The 15,616-nt window shown below is 64.1% G+C and carries 13 protein-coding genes and 1 pseudogene; 2 read left to right on the top strand and 12 right to left on the bottom strand.

Annotated elements, in window-relative coordinates:
- Positions 1 to 41: 41 nt before the first annotated feature.
- From fabG to QQF40_RS01195, 5 genes are all read right to left on the bottom strand, one after another.
- The gene (gene fabG / locus QQF40_RS01215) at positions 42 to 785 is read right to left on the bottom strand and encodes a 3-oxoacyl-ACP reductase FabG (RefSeq protein WP_175088200.1); all 744 of its coding nucleotides are present in this window, start codon (positions 783 to 785) and stop codon (positions 42 to 44) included.
- Between the two features lie 60 nt (positions 786 to 845).
- A complete protein-coding gene (fabD, locus tag QQF40_RS01210; protein WP_043331894.1) occupies positions 846 to 1,808 on the bottom strand; it encodes an ACP S-malonyltransferase in 963 nt (320 codons plus the stop codon).
- 288 nt (positions 1,809 to 2,096) lie between these two features.
- On the bottom strand, positions 2,097 to 3,119 hold the full coding sequence (plsX, locus tag QQF40_RS01205) for a phosphate acyltransferase PlsX (protein ID WP_285460178.1): 1,023 nt from the start codon (positions 3,117 to 3,119) through the stop codon (positions 2,097 to 2,099).
- A gap of 29 nt (positions 3,120 to 3,148) precedes the next feature.
- Positions 3,149 to 3,319, bottom strand: a complete 171-nt coding sequence (rpmF, locus tag QQF40_RS01200; RefSeq protein WP_065392644.1) for a 50S ribosomal protein L32 — start codon at positions 3,317 to 3,319, stop codon at positions 3,149 to 3,151.
- A gap of 33 nt (positions 3,320 to 3,352) precedes the next feature.
- On the bottom strand, positions 3,353 to 3,883 hold the full coding sequence (locus QQF40_RS01195) for a YceD family protein (protein ID WP_107335333.1): 531 nt from the start codon (positions 3,881 to 3,883) through the stop codon (positions 3,353 to 3,355).
- A 258-nt stretch (positions 3,884 to 4,141) separates the two neighbouring features.
- On the opposite strand from QQF40_RS01195, the gene QQF40_RS01190 reads away from it, so the two are divergent.
- A complete protein-coding gene (locus QQF40_RS01190) occupies positions 4,142 to 4,738 on the top strand; it encodes a Maf family protein (protein WP_285460177.1) in 597 nt (198 codons plus the stop codon).
- A 45-nt stretch (positions 4,739 to 4,783) separates the two neighbouring features.
- Here the strand turns inward: QQF40_RS01190 and QQF40_RS01185 are convergent, their stop codons facing one another.
- From QQF40_RS01185 to rluC, 3 genes are read right to left on the bottom strand one after another with little or no spacing between them, the layout of a single operon-like run.
- On the bottom strand, positions 4,784 to 5,872 hold the full coding sequence (locus QQF40_RS01185; RefSeq protein WP_285460176.1) for a S49 family peptidase: 1,089 nt from the start codon (positions 5,870 to 5,872) through the stop codon (positions 4,784 to 4,786).
- 34 nt (positions 5,873 to 5,906) lie between these two features.
- Entirely contained in the window at positions 5,907 to 6,593 is a 687-nt protein-coding gene (locus tag QQF40_RS01180) for an HAD-IA family hydrolase (protein ID WP_285460175.1), read from the bottom strand.
- Positions 6,586 to 7,545, bottom strand: a complete 960-nt coding sequence (rluC, locus tag QQF40_RS01175) for a 23S rRNA pseudouridine(955/2504/2580) synthase RluC (protein ID WP_285460174.1) — start codon at positions 7,543 to 7,545, stop codon at positions 6,586 to 6,588. Before rluC ends, QQF40_RS01180 begins: the two co-directional genes overlap by 8 nt.
- A 1,035-nt stretch (positions 7,546 to 8,580) precedes the next feature.
- Here rluC and rne point away from each other — a divergent pair.
- Positions 8,581 to 10,221: pseudogene (rne, locus tag QQF40_RS17135) on the top strand (ribonuclease E); the annotation flags it as partial.
- 2,719 nt (positions 10,222 to 12,940) lie between these two features.
- Here rne and murB read toward each other — a convergent pair.
- Genes murB through QQF40_RS01150 form a run of 4 tightly spaced genes read right to left on the bottom strand, consistent with a single transcriptional unit; the run spans position 12,941 to position 15,607 of the window.
- Entirely contained in the window at positions 12,941 to 14,020 is a 1,080-nt protein-coding gene (gene murB, locus QQF40_RS01165; RefSeq protein ID WP_285460172.1) for a UDP-N-acetylmuramate dehydrogenase, read from the bottom strand.
- Complete coding sequence (locus QQF40_RS01160) at positions 14,017 to 14,574, bottom strand: low molecular weight protein-tyrosine-phosphatase (RefSeq protein WP_285460171.1); 558 nt, start codon at positions 14,572 to 14,574, stop codon at positions 14,017 to 14,019. Before QQF40_RS01160 ends, murB begins: the two co-directional genes overlap by 4 nt.
- Positions 14,574 to 15,413: a 3-deoxy-manno-octulosonate cytidylyltransferase gene (gene kdsB / locus QQF40_RS01155; protein ID WP_285460170.1), complete on the bottom strand. Its 840-nt coding sequence runs from the start codon at positions 15,411 to 15,413 to the stop codon at positions 14,574 to 14,576. Before kdsB ends, QQF40_RS01160 begins: the two co-directional genes overlap by 1 nt.
- Positions 15,413 to 15,607 (bottom strand): Trm112 family protein, encoded by a 195-nt coding sequence (locus tag QQF40_RS01150; protein ID WP_043331901.1) that lies wholly within the window; start codon positions 15,605 to 15,607, stop codon positions 15,413 to 15,415. Before QQF40_RS01150 ends, kdsB begins: the two co-directional genes overlap by 1 nt.
- Between the last annotated feature and the right edge of the window lie 9 nt (positions 15,608 to 15,616).

The raw sequence follows: 15,616 nt of genomic DNA, 5'->3' as shown, positions 1-15,616 counted from the left end.
AGGCCACCCCAAAAGGACGCAACCACGTCCCTGCGTGGGGTTCAGCGCATGTTCATGCCACCGTTCACCTGCAACGTCTCACCGGTAATGTAGCCTGCTGCATCACTGGTCAGGAAGCCGACTGCCGCAGCAATCTCTTCCGGCTGGCCAAGGCGCGCCAGCGGGATGTTGCCGAGCAACGCTTCGTGCTGCGCCTCCGGCAATGCTTCAGTCATGTCAGTGGCAATGAAGCCCGGCGCCACTGAGTTGACGGTAATATTGCGTGACGCAACTTCGCGCGCCAGCGAGCGGGCAAAGCCTTCCATGCCTGCCTTGGCGGCAGCATAGTTGACCTGACCGAGATTGCCCATGGTCGCGACCACGGACGAGATGTTGACGATGCGGCCGAAGCGCGCCTTGGTCATGCCGCGCAGGCAGCTCTTGCTGACACGGAAGACCGACTTGAGATTGGTGTCGAGCACCGCGTCCCAATCGTCTTCCTTCAAACGCATCAACAGGTTGTCACGCGTGATGCCGGCATTGTTGACCAGAATGGTCGGGGCGCCGAAGCGCTCGCCGATTTCCTTGATCACGGCGTCGACGCTGTCCTGATCGGTGACGTTGAGCAGCATGCCCGCGCCTTCGATACCGTGCGCCTCGAGGTCAGCGCCAATGGCCGCTGCTCCTTTCTCGCTGGTGGCGGTACCGATCACGATACGGCCCTGACGGCCGAGTTCACGGGAGATGGCTTGGCCGATGCCACGACTGGCACCGGTCACCAGTGCGATTCTGCGTTCGCTCGTCATCTTGAGTCCTGAGTTGGCTGATCCAAGTCACATGGCCGGCCTGATGGGCCAGCCACGAGCTTACTGATTCTGTTCGGCAGCGGTCTCGCGGGCAAGTTCCAGCGCCGCTTCCAGGCTATCCGGATCATTCACGGCCAGGCCACGTGCCTGACGCTGAATGCGCTTGCCAAGGCCGGTCAACACCTTGCCCGGGCCGCATTCGATGAAGCTGCGCGCGCCACTGTCGAACATGGCATTGACGCAGTCGGTCCAGCGCACCGGCTGATAGAGCTGCTCGATCAGACGCTGACGCAGTGTCTCGACATCGTCATGCGCCTTGGCATCGACGTTCTGGATGACGGTATAGCGCGGCGCACGGAAATCGATGGCATTCATCGCCTCTGCCAGCTTGTCGGCCGCCGGACGCATCAGATCACAATGCGATGGCACTGACACCGGCAGCGGCATGGCGCGCTTGGCCCCCGCTTCCTGACATGCCGCGATGGCACGCTCGACGGCAGCAGTACCACCGGCGATGACGACCTGTCCCGGCGCATTGTAGTTGACTGCCGCGACCACTTCACCCTGCGCTGCGCTGGCACAGGCGGCTTCGACCTGGGCATTCTCGAGACCGAGAATGGCCGCCATCGCGCCCTGGCCCTGCGGCACGGCAGTCTGCATGGCTTCGCCGCGCAGATTGACCAGCTTGACGCCCTCGGCGAAGCCGATCACGCCAGCGCAGACCATGGCGCTGTATTCACCCAGGGAGTGACCTGCCATGCGCGCCGGGCGCGGGCCTTCCAGCTCCTGCCAGACGCGCCAGATGGCGACACTGGCGGTCAGAAGCGCCGGCTGGGTCAGCTCGGTACGATTGAGCTCCTCCGCCGGGCCTTCCTGTGTCAGGTGCCAGAGATCGCGCCCCAGCGCGTCAGAGGCTTCCTCGAAGGTGGTGCGGACCACGCTATAGCGCTCCGCCAGCTCCCGCAGCATGCCGACCTGCTGGGAGCCCTGTCCCGGGAAGATGAGGGCCAGGGAATCTGTCATTGCTGTCACCATTTCCATCTGTTCAGGTGGGACTGACACGGGTCAAGAAACCCGATTTCCACTGGCTCGCAAGCGAGACGATCACTGCCGTGTCTCACGCTTCTGCCAGGGGAAAGCCTGCTTCCTGTCATTTACATCATGCTGCTGTCCTGCGGAGGGCTTCCTGTGCGGGCTGCCTGCCCCTGATTCCCGTCCGCCTTCACCGCCCGGCCGCGAAGCGCTGGCATTGTCGCACCGTGTGCGCCGAAGCTCGACCCCAACAGGAACAAATCAGACCAATTTACTCATTCAGCGTGAGTATGTGCCTTCCAGGGCCTGCGCCAGGCGGGAGGGCAACTGCTCGCGAGCCTCGCTGGCCGCGCGCGTGACGGCAAAGGCAAAGCCTTCCGCCGCCGCGCCGCCGTGGCTTTTCACCACCACGTTCGCCAGGCCCAGCAGGCTGGCGCCGTTGTAGCGCACCGGGTCAAGCTCACGCGAGAGTCGTGTCAGCGCCGGACGCGCCAGCCAAGCCATCAGGCGCGTGCGCCAGCTGGCCGCCAGGGTCGCCCCCAGCTGTGCCGACAGCATCTGCGCAAGTCCTTCACTGCTCTTGAGCACGACATTGCCGACGAAGCCGTCACAGACCACTACATCCACCTCGCCGGAGAAGAGGTCGCCGCCCTCGACAAAGCCAAGGTAGTCGAAATCCGACTCACTGCCAGCCAGCAGGGCGTGCGCTTCCTGCACCTGCGCAGTCCCCTTGACCGACTCGACTCCCACGTTGAGCAGCCCCACTCGTGGACACTCGACCGCGTCGATGAGGCGACTGCGCATCGCCCCCATGCGGGCGAACGTCAGCAGGTGGTGCGGTGCGACATCGACGTTGGCGCCGAGATCCAGCAGGCTGCAGGCGCGTGGGCCACGCGTGGGCACCGCGGCACAGATGGCAGGTCGCTCCACCCCTTCCACTCTTCCCACTTCACGCATGCCCAGAGCCATCAGGGCGCCGGTATTGCCGGCACTGACACAGGCATCCGCCTGGCCCTTCGCCACCAGGCCCAGGGCCTGAGACATGCTGCTGGGCTCGCGGCTGCGCAAGACGCGGGACGGGCGAGCATCAGACGCGACAATACCGTCGACAGCGAGTGTCTGAAGGCGATCACGAACACGGGAGAGTGAAGCAGGGAGGGAGTCTAACTCGGCATCCAGTAGATGCTGCGGGCCGACCAGGATGGCGCTGAGTTGCGAGTCTCGCAACAGCGCACTGGCCGTGCCCCGTAACGTAGCGCGGGGACCGAAGTCCCCGCCCATCGTATCGATGGCGATACGCACGGCGTTACGCCGCGCGCTGCATCAATGCCTTATGCATCAACGACTTTGCGGCCACGGTAGAAACCGTCGGCAGAGACGTGGTGACGCAGGTGAACTGTACCGGTTTCCTTGTCCTGGGACAGGGTCGGTGCAGTCAGGGCATCGTGGCTACGACGCATGCCACGCTTGGAACGAGTTTTGCGGTTCTGCTGAACTGCCATGGGGATTACTCCAATCTTGTCGACAAATTGAGTTCAGTGCTTGTCCTTCAGGGTGCGAAGCACACTGAATGGATTCACAGCGGGTGCGTCCGAGGCCTCGGGTTCCACACCGCTGGCCAGCTGGTCGCGAGAGACGGCACAATCGGCCTCCTCGTGGTAGACCACCTGCGGCAGGACCAGGAGCACTTCATCCTCGATCACTGTCAGGAGATCCAGCTGTTCGTTTTCCACCACTACCGGCTCGTACTCACCGGGCAGCTGCGCCGCCAGCGCATCACTGGTCACCAGACCCAGCAGAAACTCGCTGGAAAGCGGCTCCGGCTCGGTGGGTCCCAGACAACGTTGGCATAGCAGACTTGCCTCGAAGGCGATGGAGCCTTCGATGAAGCTGCGACGTTGAGTGTCGATATCAAAGGTCATGGAGACGCTGACATCTCCTTCCTGAGCACCGATGGCCTCAACAACACGGGGCATGTTCGCCAGTGGAATCACGCCTTCAAGGCGTTTACCCGCTGACGCCAGCCGGTAGGGCTCGACCTTGGTCGGCAGTCTTGTGGTCAACATAGGCGCGCCATAATAGGGATTCCCCCTCCCGGTGTCAAAATGCATGAGCAACTTGTTGCTTTTGCCAGCCCCCTCACCATCACGCTTTCACGTCGATATGCGGCAACTGACACTGGGCTACACGTCCAGCGCGCGATTGTACGCGCCTGACGCTTCAATGCCGAGAGGATTTACGGCATCCTGCCACCCTTGTTTTTCAAATACTTGCCGCGCGCCGCCCAGCCAATGCTCGCAACGCGCCCCGACGGGAGAGCCATGATGACTCCACTGGTCCTGGCGTCCAGCTCACGCTGGCGTCGTGAACTGCTTGAACGCCTCGGGCTGCCCTTCACCTGGACAGCCCCCAGCATCGATGAGACGCCGCGCCACGGAGAAAGTGCCGAGACACTGGTCCATCGCCTGGCACTCGGCAAGGCCGACGCCGTGGCGGATGCCTACTCCCATCACCTGATCATCGGCAGCGACCAGGTCGCCGTCTTCGAAGGCGAGATACTGGGCAAGCCGGCGGGCCTGTCAGCCGCACGCGCCCAGCTGGCGCGCTTTTCCGGACGTCGCGTGCGCTTCGTGACCGGCCTGGCGCTGATCGACACGCACTCCGCGCGTCACTGGGTCTGTCATGAAGACTACGAAGTCGTCTTCCGCTCCCTGACCAGCGCCGAGATCGAGCGCTACGTCGAGCGCGAACGTCCCCTCGACAGCGCCGGCAGCTTCCGCATGGAAGGCCTGGGCATCACGCTCTTCGAGCGTCTCGAGGGGCGTGACCCCAACAGCCTGATCGGACTGCCGCTGATTCGCCTGTGCGAACTGCTGCGTGAAGCCGGCGTCAACCCTCTGCTGGATGCGCCGCGCCCCTGAGAGACACCGCAGCCCCGACCGACGAGGGCTGCGGCCCTGGCTCGCCTACCAGGGCAGGCGGTAACTGACCGGCGATACCGTCGTCTCGAGCCCCATCGCACTGGCCATCACACCGGCGAAGCGCCGCGTGAAGCGCTCGAAGGGGTCCTGACGCGGCGTGTAATCGTGCAATTCCGCCTCTGGCGTCAGCTCAGTCGCCAGCTCTTCCAGCGTACCGGTACGATCGACCAGCCCCAGCCCCCGGGCCTGCTCGCCGGTCCAGATCAGCCCCGAGAACAGTTCGGGGTCATCCTTGAGGCGCTCACCACGCCCGGCCTTGACCGCTGCGATGAACTGCTGATGCGTCGTGGCCAGCACGCTCTGCCAGAAGGCACGCTGGTCCGGCGAGATTTCCGAGAACGGATCAAGAAACGCCTTGTTGTCTCCCGCCGTGAACACGCGACGCTCGATATCCAGCTTCTCCATCGGCCCCTTGAGCCCGAAGCTTGAGGAAATCACGCCGATCGAGCCCACCAGGCTCGAGGGTGCCGCGATGATCTCGCCGGCGCCGGCCGCCATGTAATAGGCACCACTGGCGCCGAGGTCTTCAATCACCGCGATCACCGGCTTGTCGCCCCGCTCACGCAACCGCATCAGCTCGTCATAGACGCGCTGGGACTGCACCGGACTGCCACCGGGCGAGTTGATGTCGAGCACCACGGCCACGGAGGCCGGTGACTCCCAGGCCGCACGCAGCCCCTTGATGATGCGCTCGGCATTGGCTTCGCCATCCGCTTCGATCACGCCCTTCACGCGCACCACGCCCAGATGCTGCTCGCCGGGCAGCGCCGCTGGCTGGCTGCCGAGCGTGAACAGAGTCACCGAGGTCGCGATCGAGGCGATGAACAGCAAGGCGAACAGGAAGCGGAAGAACAGCTTCCAGCGCCGCGAACGACGCTGCTCGGTGACTACGCCCTGCACCCAGCGGTCCATCATCTCGAGCTGCGCGGTGCGCTCGCGCGCCTGCCAGTCCACCTCTCGCTCGGGGGCGGCAGCCGCGCTCTGTCCACTCATGCCCTGCCCGCTCAAGCCCGCTTCGCTCTCGTCCTTGCCACCCGCGCCTTCACGCCAGGGATCATGCGGCCTGTCACTCATCGATTGCTGCTCCTGTGCTGGGCGATCGCGACCATTACCTGGCCACGTACAGCCAATCCATCAATTCGTCGAAATGCGAGACGATGCGCTGCGGCGCACAGGCCTCAAGACGCGGCACACTGTGTACGCCGTAGTCGACACCGACACTGTGCATGCCAAGGGCACGCGCCATTTCCAGATCATATTCGGTATCGCCGACCATCAGCGCCTCATGCGCCTCAACGTTCAGCTCGGCCAGCAATTCCTCGAGCATGCGGGGATGCGGCTTGGACAGCGTCAGGTCCGCGGTGCGCGAGGCATGGAACCAGTCACCACAGTCATGGGCCGTGAACATGCGGTCCAGCCCGCGGCGGCTCTTGCCCGTCGCGACGGCCAGTAGCTGCTCGGGATGGCGACGCAGACGCTGGATGCCGGCCTCGACACCGGGGAAGAAATCCAGCGGCGTGGTATCGACCGCCACGAAATGCGCCTTGTAAGCCGCCACCAGCGCCTCGCACTGCTCGGCCGTCGCTCCCGGGAACAGGCGTTCCATGGCTTCGGGAAGCCCGAGACCGATGATGTCGCGCGCGGCATGGGCAGACAGCTCACCCATGCCCGTCGCCAATGAGGCCGCCTGCAGGCAGTCGACGATACGCGCCTCGGAATCCATCAGGGTGCCATCCCAATCGAAGATGACCAGGCGATAGCGCGGTTGCAGCAGTCCTGCCGTGAGATCAGTCATGACGAGCTCCCAGCTCTCTGGCAGTGGCAAGAACGCGCTTCATCCGCTTGTCCAGTGGTGCGCGCACGGTGACGGTTCGCCCGTCGATCGGGTCAGGAAAGCTGAGCTGGGCGGCATGCAGGAACAGACGTTCCAGCCCGACCTTCTTCGCCAGGGCATTGCCGCGCTCGGTGCCGTACTTGGTATCACCGAGCAGCGGATGCCCGGCATGCACCGAGTGCACGCGGATCTGGTGGGTACGCCCGGTGATCGGCTCGGCCTCGACCAGCGTCATGCTCGGATAGGCTTCACGCACCGCGTAACGGGTGCTGGCCGTCTTGCCGGACTCATCGACGCGCACCCGACGCTCACCATTGCCGCCGTCATAGCGCTCCAGCGGCGCATTGACGTAATCGCGACGTGAATCCCAGCGCCCCTCGACCAGCGCCAGATACAGCTTGGTCATCTTGTGGGCCTTGAGGTCGGCATTGAGCTGCAACAGCGCAGCCCGCGACTTGGCCAGCAGAATGCAGCCGGAGGTATCACGGTCCAGGCGGTGCACCAGCTCCAGGAACGGCAGGTCGGCGCGAATCTGGCGCATGGCCTCGATAAGGCCGATCTTGACGCCACTGCCGCCGTGCACGGCAAGCCCCGAGGGCTTGTTGATGACCATGAAGTCATCCGTCTCGTGCACGATGCAGCCCGCCAGCACCTCGCGCAGGTTGTCACTGACTTCCTGCACGGCGGCTTCCGGCGAGAGGCGCAGCGGTGGTACCCGCACCAGGTCTCCCGCCTGCAGGCGGTAATCGACCTTGATGCGCTTCTTGTTCACGCGCACTTCACCCTTGCGCACGATGCGATAGATCAACGCCTTGGGTGCGCCCTTGAGGCGGGTTCGCAGAAAGTTGTCGATGCGCTGCCCGGCCAATTCCGGGGCAACCTCGATCCACTGGACTGATTGGCCTTCGGCCATGTCGCACTCCTTTCCGGCCCCGCCTTCGCGCGGCCTGCTCATCTTGTTGCCGTGCGCCTGGGCGCACTCAGACCGGCCATTCTACGGTGTCATGCGACCAATGGGGAATCATCGTGCCACATACCGCTCTCATCCGCGGCTCGCCGGGCCTCGTATCTCGGGCGATGTAGCGAAGCGTTTGATCTGGCAGCTGAATTGCTGGTACATACCTTTACTGGTATATTCGAGCGCAGTGAGATGGGCCTTCTCTATATGCCCGATCATCGTCTCCGCAGCCCTGTCACAGCGGCCGGAAAAACGGCGCACCCGGCACTTCAACAAGGTGCTTCACGCCGGCGGAGAGGGTCAGATGGCCCGCAATGAAGCAACGCGCACCGACATCAGCACCGTGCAGGTCACGCAAGCACCCTGTTGTCATCTACCCTGTCGGTAGCGTGCTGTCCCGCGCATCGCACCTGTCAATCACAGGCAGCGAAGGCAGCCCCAAGGACAGTCATTCGCGGCCAATGGCCGGACCAACAGCTGACGCAAAACATCGATGTCGCTCAGGTCTCACAGGACCTGATGACGATATCAGCGGGCGCGGAACGCATGACGCCGCGCGCCGCAGCGCAATCGCCCTTCGAGCCTTCGTTGCAGACTCCACGAGATGATGTCGCGAGAGCCCGAAAGCCGCCTGCGCAGGCAAGACAGCAAGATGCCCAGTCATTCATGGGCCAACGACACAAGACCGCTCGGGCATGAAGCCCGGGTAATCATTCGATATCCGTGCCGAAGGCCGGCGTCGATGAATCGGCAAATGCCAGGTGTTAGGGAAGAGACCGCAGGGCCGGAGGAGTACAAATCCCCGCAACACGTCCTGCCTCTTCCAAGTACTCAACATGATCATGCCGCATGTGGCCCGTCACGGACTTGCCTGCATGCGAAAAACGCATTCCACGACATGCGCTGAGCACAACACGAAGCGGAAAACGGTTCCTCGTCGCCGACGCACAATGCGGCTGCCCTTCGGCACGCCCAGTCTAGCGAGACGACATGAAACGGATGCTCATCAACGCGACCCAGCCGGAAGAGCTGCGCGTCGCACTGGTCGACGGACAACGCCTTTACGATCTCGACATCGAGTCCGGCGCCCGCGAACAGAAGAAAGCCAATATCTACCGCGGCAAGATCACCCGCATCGAGCCCAGCCTCGAAGCCTGCTTCGTCGACTTCGGCGCCGAACGCCACGGTTTCCTGCCGCTCAAGGAAATCTCCCGCGAGTACTTCTCCAAGGACCCCGGCCAGGGCCGCCCCAACATTCGTGAAGTGCTCAAGGAAGGCCAGGAAGTCATCGTCCAGGTCGACAAGGAAGAACGTGGCAACAAGGGCGCCGCCCTGACCACCTTCATCAGTCTGGCCGGCCGCTTCCTCGTGCTGATGCCCAACAACCCGCGTGCCGGTGGTATCTCCCGCCGCATCGAGGGCGAAGAGCGCGCTCAGCTGAAGGAAGCGATGAACAGCCTGACCCTGCCGGACAAGATGGGCGTCATCGTGCGCACCGCCGGCATCGGCAAGAGCGCCGAAGAACTGCAGTGGGACCTCGACTACCTGGCCCAGGTGTGGGACGCGGTGACCAAGGCCGCCTCCAGTCGCCCTGCCCCCTTCCTGATCTACCGTGAATCCAACGTCATCATCCGTGCCATGCGCGATTACCTGCGCAATGACATCGGTGAGGTGCTGATCGACTCTCCGGAAGTCCAGGAGGAAGCGCTGTCTTTCGTGCGTCAGGTCATGCCGAGCTATCAGCAGAAGATCAAGCTCTACGAAGACGACGTGCCGCTGTTCTCGCGCTTCCAGATCGAATCCCAGATCGAGACCGCCTACCAGCGTGAAGTGAAGCTGCCCTCCGGTGGCGCCATCGTCATCGACCACACCGAAGCCCTCGTTTCCATCGACATCAACTCCGCTCGCGCCACCCGCGGCAGTGATATCGAGGAAACCGCGCTGCAGACCAACCTGGAGGCCTCCGACGAGATCGCCCGCCAGCTGCGTCTGCGCGATATCGGCGGCCTGGTGGTGATCGATTTCATCGACATGACGCCGGCACGAAACCAGCGTGAAGTCGAGAATCGTGTGCGCGACGCACTCAAGATCGACCGCGCTCGTGTCCAGATCGGTCGCATCTCACGTTTCGGCCTGATGGAAATGTCGCGCCAGCGTCTGCGTCCGTCACTGGGCGAGACCAGCGGCGTGGTCTGCCCGCGCTGTGACGGCCAGGGCACCATCCGTGACGTGCGCTCCATGGCGCTCTCCATCATGCGCCTGATCGAAGAAGAGGCCATGAAGGAGCGCAGCTCGCAGATCCGCGCCATCCTGCCGGTGCCGGTCGCGACCTACCTGCTCAACGAGAAGCGCGCCACGCTGTTCGACATCGAACGTCGTCAGGGCGTGAATGTCGTGCTGCTGCCGAACCCGGAGCTCGACACGCCGCACTACGAAGTCGTGCGTCTGCGTGATGACCACGTCGATGAAGACGGTGCCGACAAGTCCAGCTTCGAGCTGTCCGTCGAGACCGAAGTCGGCAAGGAACCGGATCCGAACTTCGACAAGCCGCCAGCACGCACTGAAGCCGCCGTCAAGAGCGTGTCCCACACAACGCCTGCCCCGGTTGCCGCACCGGAAGCGCCTGCCGCAGTGGCCGAGACTGCTGACAGCAGCAATGACAGCGATAGCCGCAACGGCAACGGCAAGAACAACGGCAATCGTCGTCGCAACGGCAACGGCAGCAGCAACGGCAGCAACCGCCAGGAGTCTCGTAACGACACTCGCAGCGAAGGCCGCAACGACAGCCGTCAGAGCTCGCGCAATGACAACCGTCAGGGCAACCGTTCGAGCCAGGGCAATGACACCCGCGCTCAGGCCAGCAAGCAGGAAGTCGTGGCGCAATCTTCAGCCCAGACTCCCGCCAGGACTGCCGCTCCGGCCACCGGTGGCGGCCTGCTGTCGCGCCTGGCCCGAGGCTTCAGCCGCCTGCTGGGCAATGACAGCGACACCGCCGTGCCGGCCAAGTCCAGCGAAGCCCGCAAGGCACTGGAAAAGGCCCGCGAGCGTCGCGAGACCGTCAGTGAAGCCAGCGCTCCGGCAGCGGCTCGCAACGATTCCCGCAATGGCCGTAACGCTGAACGTAGCGATGATCGCAAAAATGATCGTAACAACGACCGCAGCAATGACGGCCGTGGCAACGAGCGTGATGACAACCGCAAGGACTCCCGTCGTCGCAATAACAACGCGTCACGCAACAACGACGCTGACAGCAGCAGCCAGAGCGATGGCCGCAACAACAAGCGCCGCCAGCGCAACGACCGTAACAACCGCCGCAAGTCCAACGAGTCGCGTCAGGATAGCCAGCAGGAAATCGTCACCAACGACAGCAAGCCGCAGGCCGAGCCGGAACAGACGTCGCAGGCTGACAACAGCCCGAAAGCCGAAGCCAGGAGCAGCGACAGCCAGAACGCCAAGGCCGACAACGCCAGCAAGCGCGATTCCGGCAAGCGCAGCGACAAGCCGGCACGTGGTGAAAAGCCGGCCAAGACCGACAAGGCCGAACAGGTCGACAGCAAGCAGGCACGCGAGTCCATCAAGGCAGCCGAACAGGCCGAGCAAGAGGAACAGCAGGTCAGCAGTGAAGGCCAGCAGACACGCAACAACCCGCGTGTGCGCAGCCGCCAGCACGCTCTGAACCCGCAGGCGGTCGAAGAGCAGAAATCGCTCAAGTCCATGACGCTGGCAGGCCCGCAGGCAGCCGCCACTCCGGTAGCCGCTACGGTACCGGCCATTGCCGAGGAAGGTGCCGAAGTCGTCAACGCCACTACCGCTGCTCCGCAGGGCGAAGCCAATGCACCGCAAGGCAAGGAAAGCGCTCCGCAGGCTGACACCAGTGCTCCGCAGGGTAAAGACAGCACCGCGACACAGGACGCACCGACCACCGCCGAGCAGTCTGCCAGCGAAGACCTCACGGCAGTCGCCGCAGCGGAAGTCAGCGAGCCGAGCAACGAGACGCTGAAAGAGACGGTAGCCCCTGAGTCAGCGGCATCCGACGCGCAAGCGTCTGAGCCTGAGCCAGCGGAAGTGGTCGAGCCGGTCGCCGAAGCGCCGATCGAAGCACCTGTCGAAGAGGCGTCCGAAGCGCCTGCCACTGGCGCTCACCAGGCGCAGAAGACTGAGCAGCACGCCGCCCAGCGCACTGAGCAACACGCCGTCCAGCAGCCAAGCGTGCACCAGCCGCAGGCCAGCGCAGCTGACGACGCCGTCGACACGCCGGCCGTCACCGCTGCAGAAGTCGCACCAGAAGCCGCAGCCGATGAGCAGTCGCTGAAGGAAAGCGTGACCAGCGAAGCCGCTATGCCTGAAGCACCAGCCGTCGCCGAACAAAGCGTTCAGGCACCGGCCGCCGAAGCACAAGCTGCCGAGCAGACCGCAGCTCAGGCACCTGTTGCTGAAGCAGAGGAAGCGGTCGCCGCTGAAGCCGACACTGCCAGCCAGCCTGCGCAGCCTGTGGTGGAAGAACCTGCCGTGGAAGCAGCCGCCGCTGAACAGCCTATACAGGAGGCCGCGCGCGAAGAGGCTCCTCAGCAGACTGAGACCAGCGAGGCGAAGGTGACGCAAAACGCTGACGTGGCCAGCCCTGAGATTGAGCCTGCCGTCAGCACTGAGCGCACCGCAGATACTGTCGCTGATGCTACTGAAGGCTCTCAATCAGCTGAAGGCTCTGCAAACGCTGAGGGCTCTCTATCAGCTGACGGCTCTGCAAACGCTGACGGCTCTACTGATGCTGCTGAAGGTGCCGAAAGCGCTGTCAACGTCAGCGCCAGCGTCGAGAACGCCCCGGCCGAGGCAACGTTCGCGACTGCTGAGCGTCACGACAATGTCGCCGTGGCGCAAGCCGTGAGCGACGACACCTCCACGGTGGAAGTCGCTGACAGCGAGCAGAAGCAGGCACCGAGCGAGCAAGGTGAGACGACAGCGGCAGAAGGCGTGCAGCAGGACAGCACGCAGCCAGCCACCGAGACCCGCCGTCGCCGTGGCGAACGCGCCTACAACGATCCGCGCGAAGTGCGTCGTCGTGAGCGTGAAGCTGCCGAGCGTGCTGCTGCACAACAGGCCAGCGCAGAGACTCAGGACACGACCGCTCAGGATGACAGCAACACGTCACACTGAGACCTGAGGCTGGCGCCCTGCCCCTGCCGTCACTCTGCTGCCCCTTTCAGCCACAAGCGCTGAAGGGGGCGCCAGAAAGGCAGCAAGACAGGGTCTAGTACTGAAAACAAGAACGCCCCGCAGGCTTGCCTGCGGGGCGTTCTTGTTTTCGGCGTATAGCGCAGTGTACACGATGCTGGGCCTCAGTCCTCGGGCATCACCCTTCAGGCATCATCCCCAGCTCGCGCGGCTCCTGCTCGAGCCAGACACCGAAGCGGGTGTGGACGGCCTCGCGCACCTCCTGCGCCAGTGCCAGCAGCTCCGTGACGGCCCCCTCGCCGAAGTGCACCAGCACCAGCGCCTGCTGAGCATGCACGCCGACATGGCCTCTGCGCGCGCCCTTGAGACCACATTGATCGATCAGCCAGCCTGCTGCCAGCTTGATGCTGCCATCGGCCTGCGGGTAATGCGGCAAGCTCGGGAAGCGAGACAACAACACCTGGGCCTCAGACTGGGGAAGCTGCGGATTCTTGAAGAAACTGCCGGCATTGCCCAGTTGCGCGGGGTCGGGCAACTTCTCACTGCGCGTGGCAATCACCGCCCGGGCGACCTGCAACGGCGTCACCTCCTCCCCTTGTGGCAGCGCCGCACTGACGCGCTGGGCGAGGTCGCCATAACCGAGCCGGGGCGCCGCCTGGCGCGATACCTTCAACTCCAGACGCGTGATCAGCACGCGATGCTCAAGCGCGCGCTTGAAGATGCTGTCGCGATAACCGAACTCGCATTCCTCACGATTCATCCAGCGGCAACTGCCATCTTCCAGCGACATGACTTCCAGGCGCAGCAAGTGGTCTGCCAGCTCGACGCCATAGGCGCCGATATTCTGGATAGGCGCCGCACCGCAGCAACCGGGAATCAGCGCCAGATTTTCATAGCCCCACCAGCCGGCGGCGGCCAGCTCCATCACCAGGGCATGCCAGCGCTTGCCGGCCTCGACGGAGACCGTGGCCGTCAGGCCATCTTCTGCCGGCGTGATGGTGACCCCGTCAAAGGCCGGACGCATGACATGGGCATCCAGCCACGGCAGCAATACCAGATTGCTGCCGCCGCCGATCACCACCAGACGCTCTCCAGCCTGCCGGGAGGCCAGCACCTGTGCCCTGGCCGCCTCGACGGTGTGTGGCTCGCTCAGGGCGCGGGCGCGCGCCGAGAAGCCCAGCGTATTGCAGCCATCCAGCGCCACACCCTCACGTTGCGAGGTGTCGCCAGCGTTCTGATCACTGGATACCTGAGTCATGAGCGCGCCCGCGCCGTGGTCGCCGCAGGCAGTGCCGCAATGAGTGCCTCACAGGCCACATCGATCAGATCCAGCACACGCTCGAAGGCATCGGAGCCCCCGGTGTAGGGGTCCGGCACCTCACGACTGCCCGCTGCCAGCGCGGGCAGCGGGGTCGGTAGCAGATCCAGCAGGCGACCGATCAGCGCCTGATCACCACTGTTGCTGCGCGCAGCCAAGGCACGGGTATCGGCAAGATTGGCGTCGTCCATCACCAGAATCAGATCGAAGTCGTGAAAGTCCTGCTCGCACAACTGACGAGCACGCAGCGTGCTGATGTCGTGTCCGCGCTTGGCCGCATGCGCGATGGCCCGCGAGTCAGGCTGACCGCCGACATGCCAGTCACTGGTGCCGCAACTGTCCACCGTGACGACCTGATCCAGGCCATGGCGCGTCAACGCCGCACGCAACACGCCTTCGGCACTCGGTGAGCGGCAGATATTGCCCAGGCACACCATCAGGATGCGCTCCAATGGCGCCTGACGCTGGGCCAGTTGCTCAAGAAGCTCGCTCATCAGGCCTCTCCGCTCTCGCTGTCTGCCGCTGCTTGCGCCAGCCAGTCACGCACGCGCTCGAGATCCTCCGGCGTATCGACACCGGCCGGATGCGCCGTGCAGGCAATGGCCACCTGGATGGCATGGCCATGATGCAGCGCACGCAGCTGCTCGAGCTGTTCGAGCTGCTCCAGCGGGGCCGGCAGCCAGTCGACGTAATCGGTCAGGAAGCTGGCACGATAGGCGTAGAGGCCGATATGGCGCAGCCAGGAATCGGTGGCCAGCATGTCCGGTGGCGTGGTGAAGTGCTCGCGGTCCCATGGGATAGGCGCACGCGAGAAGTACAGGGCACGCCCACGCAGGTCACGCACCACCTTGACCACATTGGGATTGAACAGGCTGTCGACGCTGGCGATCGACTCCGCCAGCGTGGCGATCGAGGCACCCGCGTCTTCCTCGAGACGTACCGCCACCTGATCGATCAGCGCCGCCGGCAGCAACGGCTCATCGCCCTGGACGTTGACCACCAGGGTCTCGGGGGCCAGCGCCAGCAGCGTGACCACCTCGGCAAGGCGGTCCGTCCCGCTGGGATGATCGGCACGCGTCATCACCACCTCGGCCCCGAAGCCTTCACAGGCCTCACGGATGCGCTCGTCATCGGTGGCGATCACGACCCGGCTGGCCTGACTGGCGCAGGCATTGCGCCAGACGTGCTCGATCATCGGCTGGCCATGAATGTCCGCCAGGGGCTTGCCCGGCAGGCGTGAGGAGTTGAAGCGCGCCGGAATCACGACCACAAAGCCGGACTCGCCCTCTGAACGGCTGTCGTCTGCCTGCCCCTGCTGCAGAAGGTCACTCATCAGCCGCGGCTCCCCTTGAGCTTCTCATCGGCATCCATCTGGCGCGCTTCTTCTTCCAGCATGACGGGAATGCCGTCGCGTACCGGATAGGCGAGGCCATCGTAGAAGCACTTGAGCTCGGCATTCGCCGCATCATAGGTCAGCTTGGCCTGACACAGCGGGCAAACCAGTAGCGCGAGCAGTTCCTTGTCCATCGAGACATC

It is taken from the genome of Cobetia sp. LC6 (assembly GCF_030264805.1).
In the GTDB taxonomy this organism is placed as follows: Bacteria; Pseudomonadota; Gammaproteobacteria; order Pseudomonadales; family Halomonadaceae; genus Cobetia.
This window is presented reverse-complemented; position numbering and strand designations above follow the sequence as displayed.

What these genes read in the sequence shown, in the direction of transcription:
- QQF40_RS01195 (WP_107335333.1), bottom strand. Translation starts at nt 3,883, where the DNA reads ATGTTGACCACAAGACTGCCGACCAAGGTCGAGCCCTACCGGCTGGCG.
- QQF40_RS01185 (WP_285460176.1), bottom strand. Translation starts at nt 5,872, where the DNA reads ATGAGTGACAGGCCGCATGATCCCTGGCGTGAAGGCGCGGGTGGCAAG.
- rpmF (WP_065392644.1), bottom strand. Translation starts at nt 3,319, where the DNA reads ATGGCAGTTCAGCAGAACCGCAAAACTCGTTCCAAGCGTGGCATGCGT.
- QQF40_RS01190 (WP_285460177.1), top strand. Translation starts at nt 4,142, where the DNA reads ATGACTCCACTGGTCCTGGCGTCCAGCTCACGCTGGCGTCGTGAACTG.
- rluC (WP_285460174.1), bottom strand. Translation starts at nt 7,545, where the DNA reads ATGGCCGAAGGCCAATCAGTCCAGTGGATCGAGGTTGCCCCGGAATTG.
- fabD (WP_043331894.1), bottom strand. Translation starts at nt 1,808, where the DNA reads ATGACAGATTCCCTGGCCCTCATCTTCCCGGGACAGGGCTCCCAGCAG.
- QQF40_RS01150 (WP_043331901.1), bottom strand. Translation starts at nt 15,607, where the DNA reads ATGGACAAGGAACTGCTCGCGCTACTGGTTTGCCCGCTGTGTCAGGCC.
- kdsB (WP_285460170.1), bottom strand. Translation starts at nt 15,413, where the DNA reads ATGAGTGACCTTCTGCAGCAGGGGCAGGCAGACGACAGCCGTTCAGAG.
- QQF40_RS01180 (WP_285460175.1), bottom strand. Translation starts at nt 6,593, where the DNA reads ATGACTGATCTCACGGCAGGACTGCTGCAACCGCGCTATCGCCTGGTC.
- murB (WP_285460172.1), bottom strand. Translation starts at nt 14,020, where the DNA reads ATGACTCAGGTATCCAGTGATCAGAACGCTGGCGACACCTCGCAACGT.
- QQF40_RS01160 (WP_285460171.1), bottom strand. Translation starts at nt 14,574, where the DNA reads ATGAGCGAGCTTCTTGAGCAACTGGCCCAGCGTCAGGCGCCATTGGAG.
- fabG (WP_175088200.1), bottom strand. Translation starts at nt 785, where the DNA reads ATGACGAGCGAACGCAGAATCGCACTGGTGACCGGTGCCAGTCGTGGC.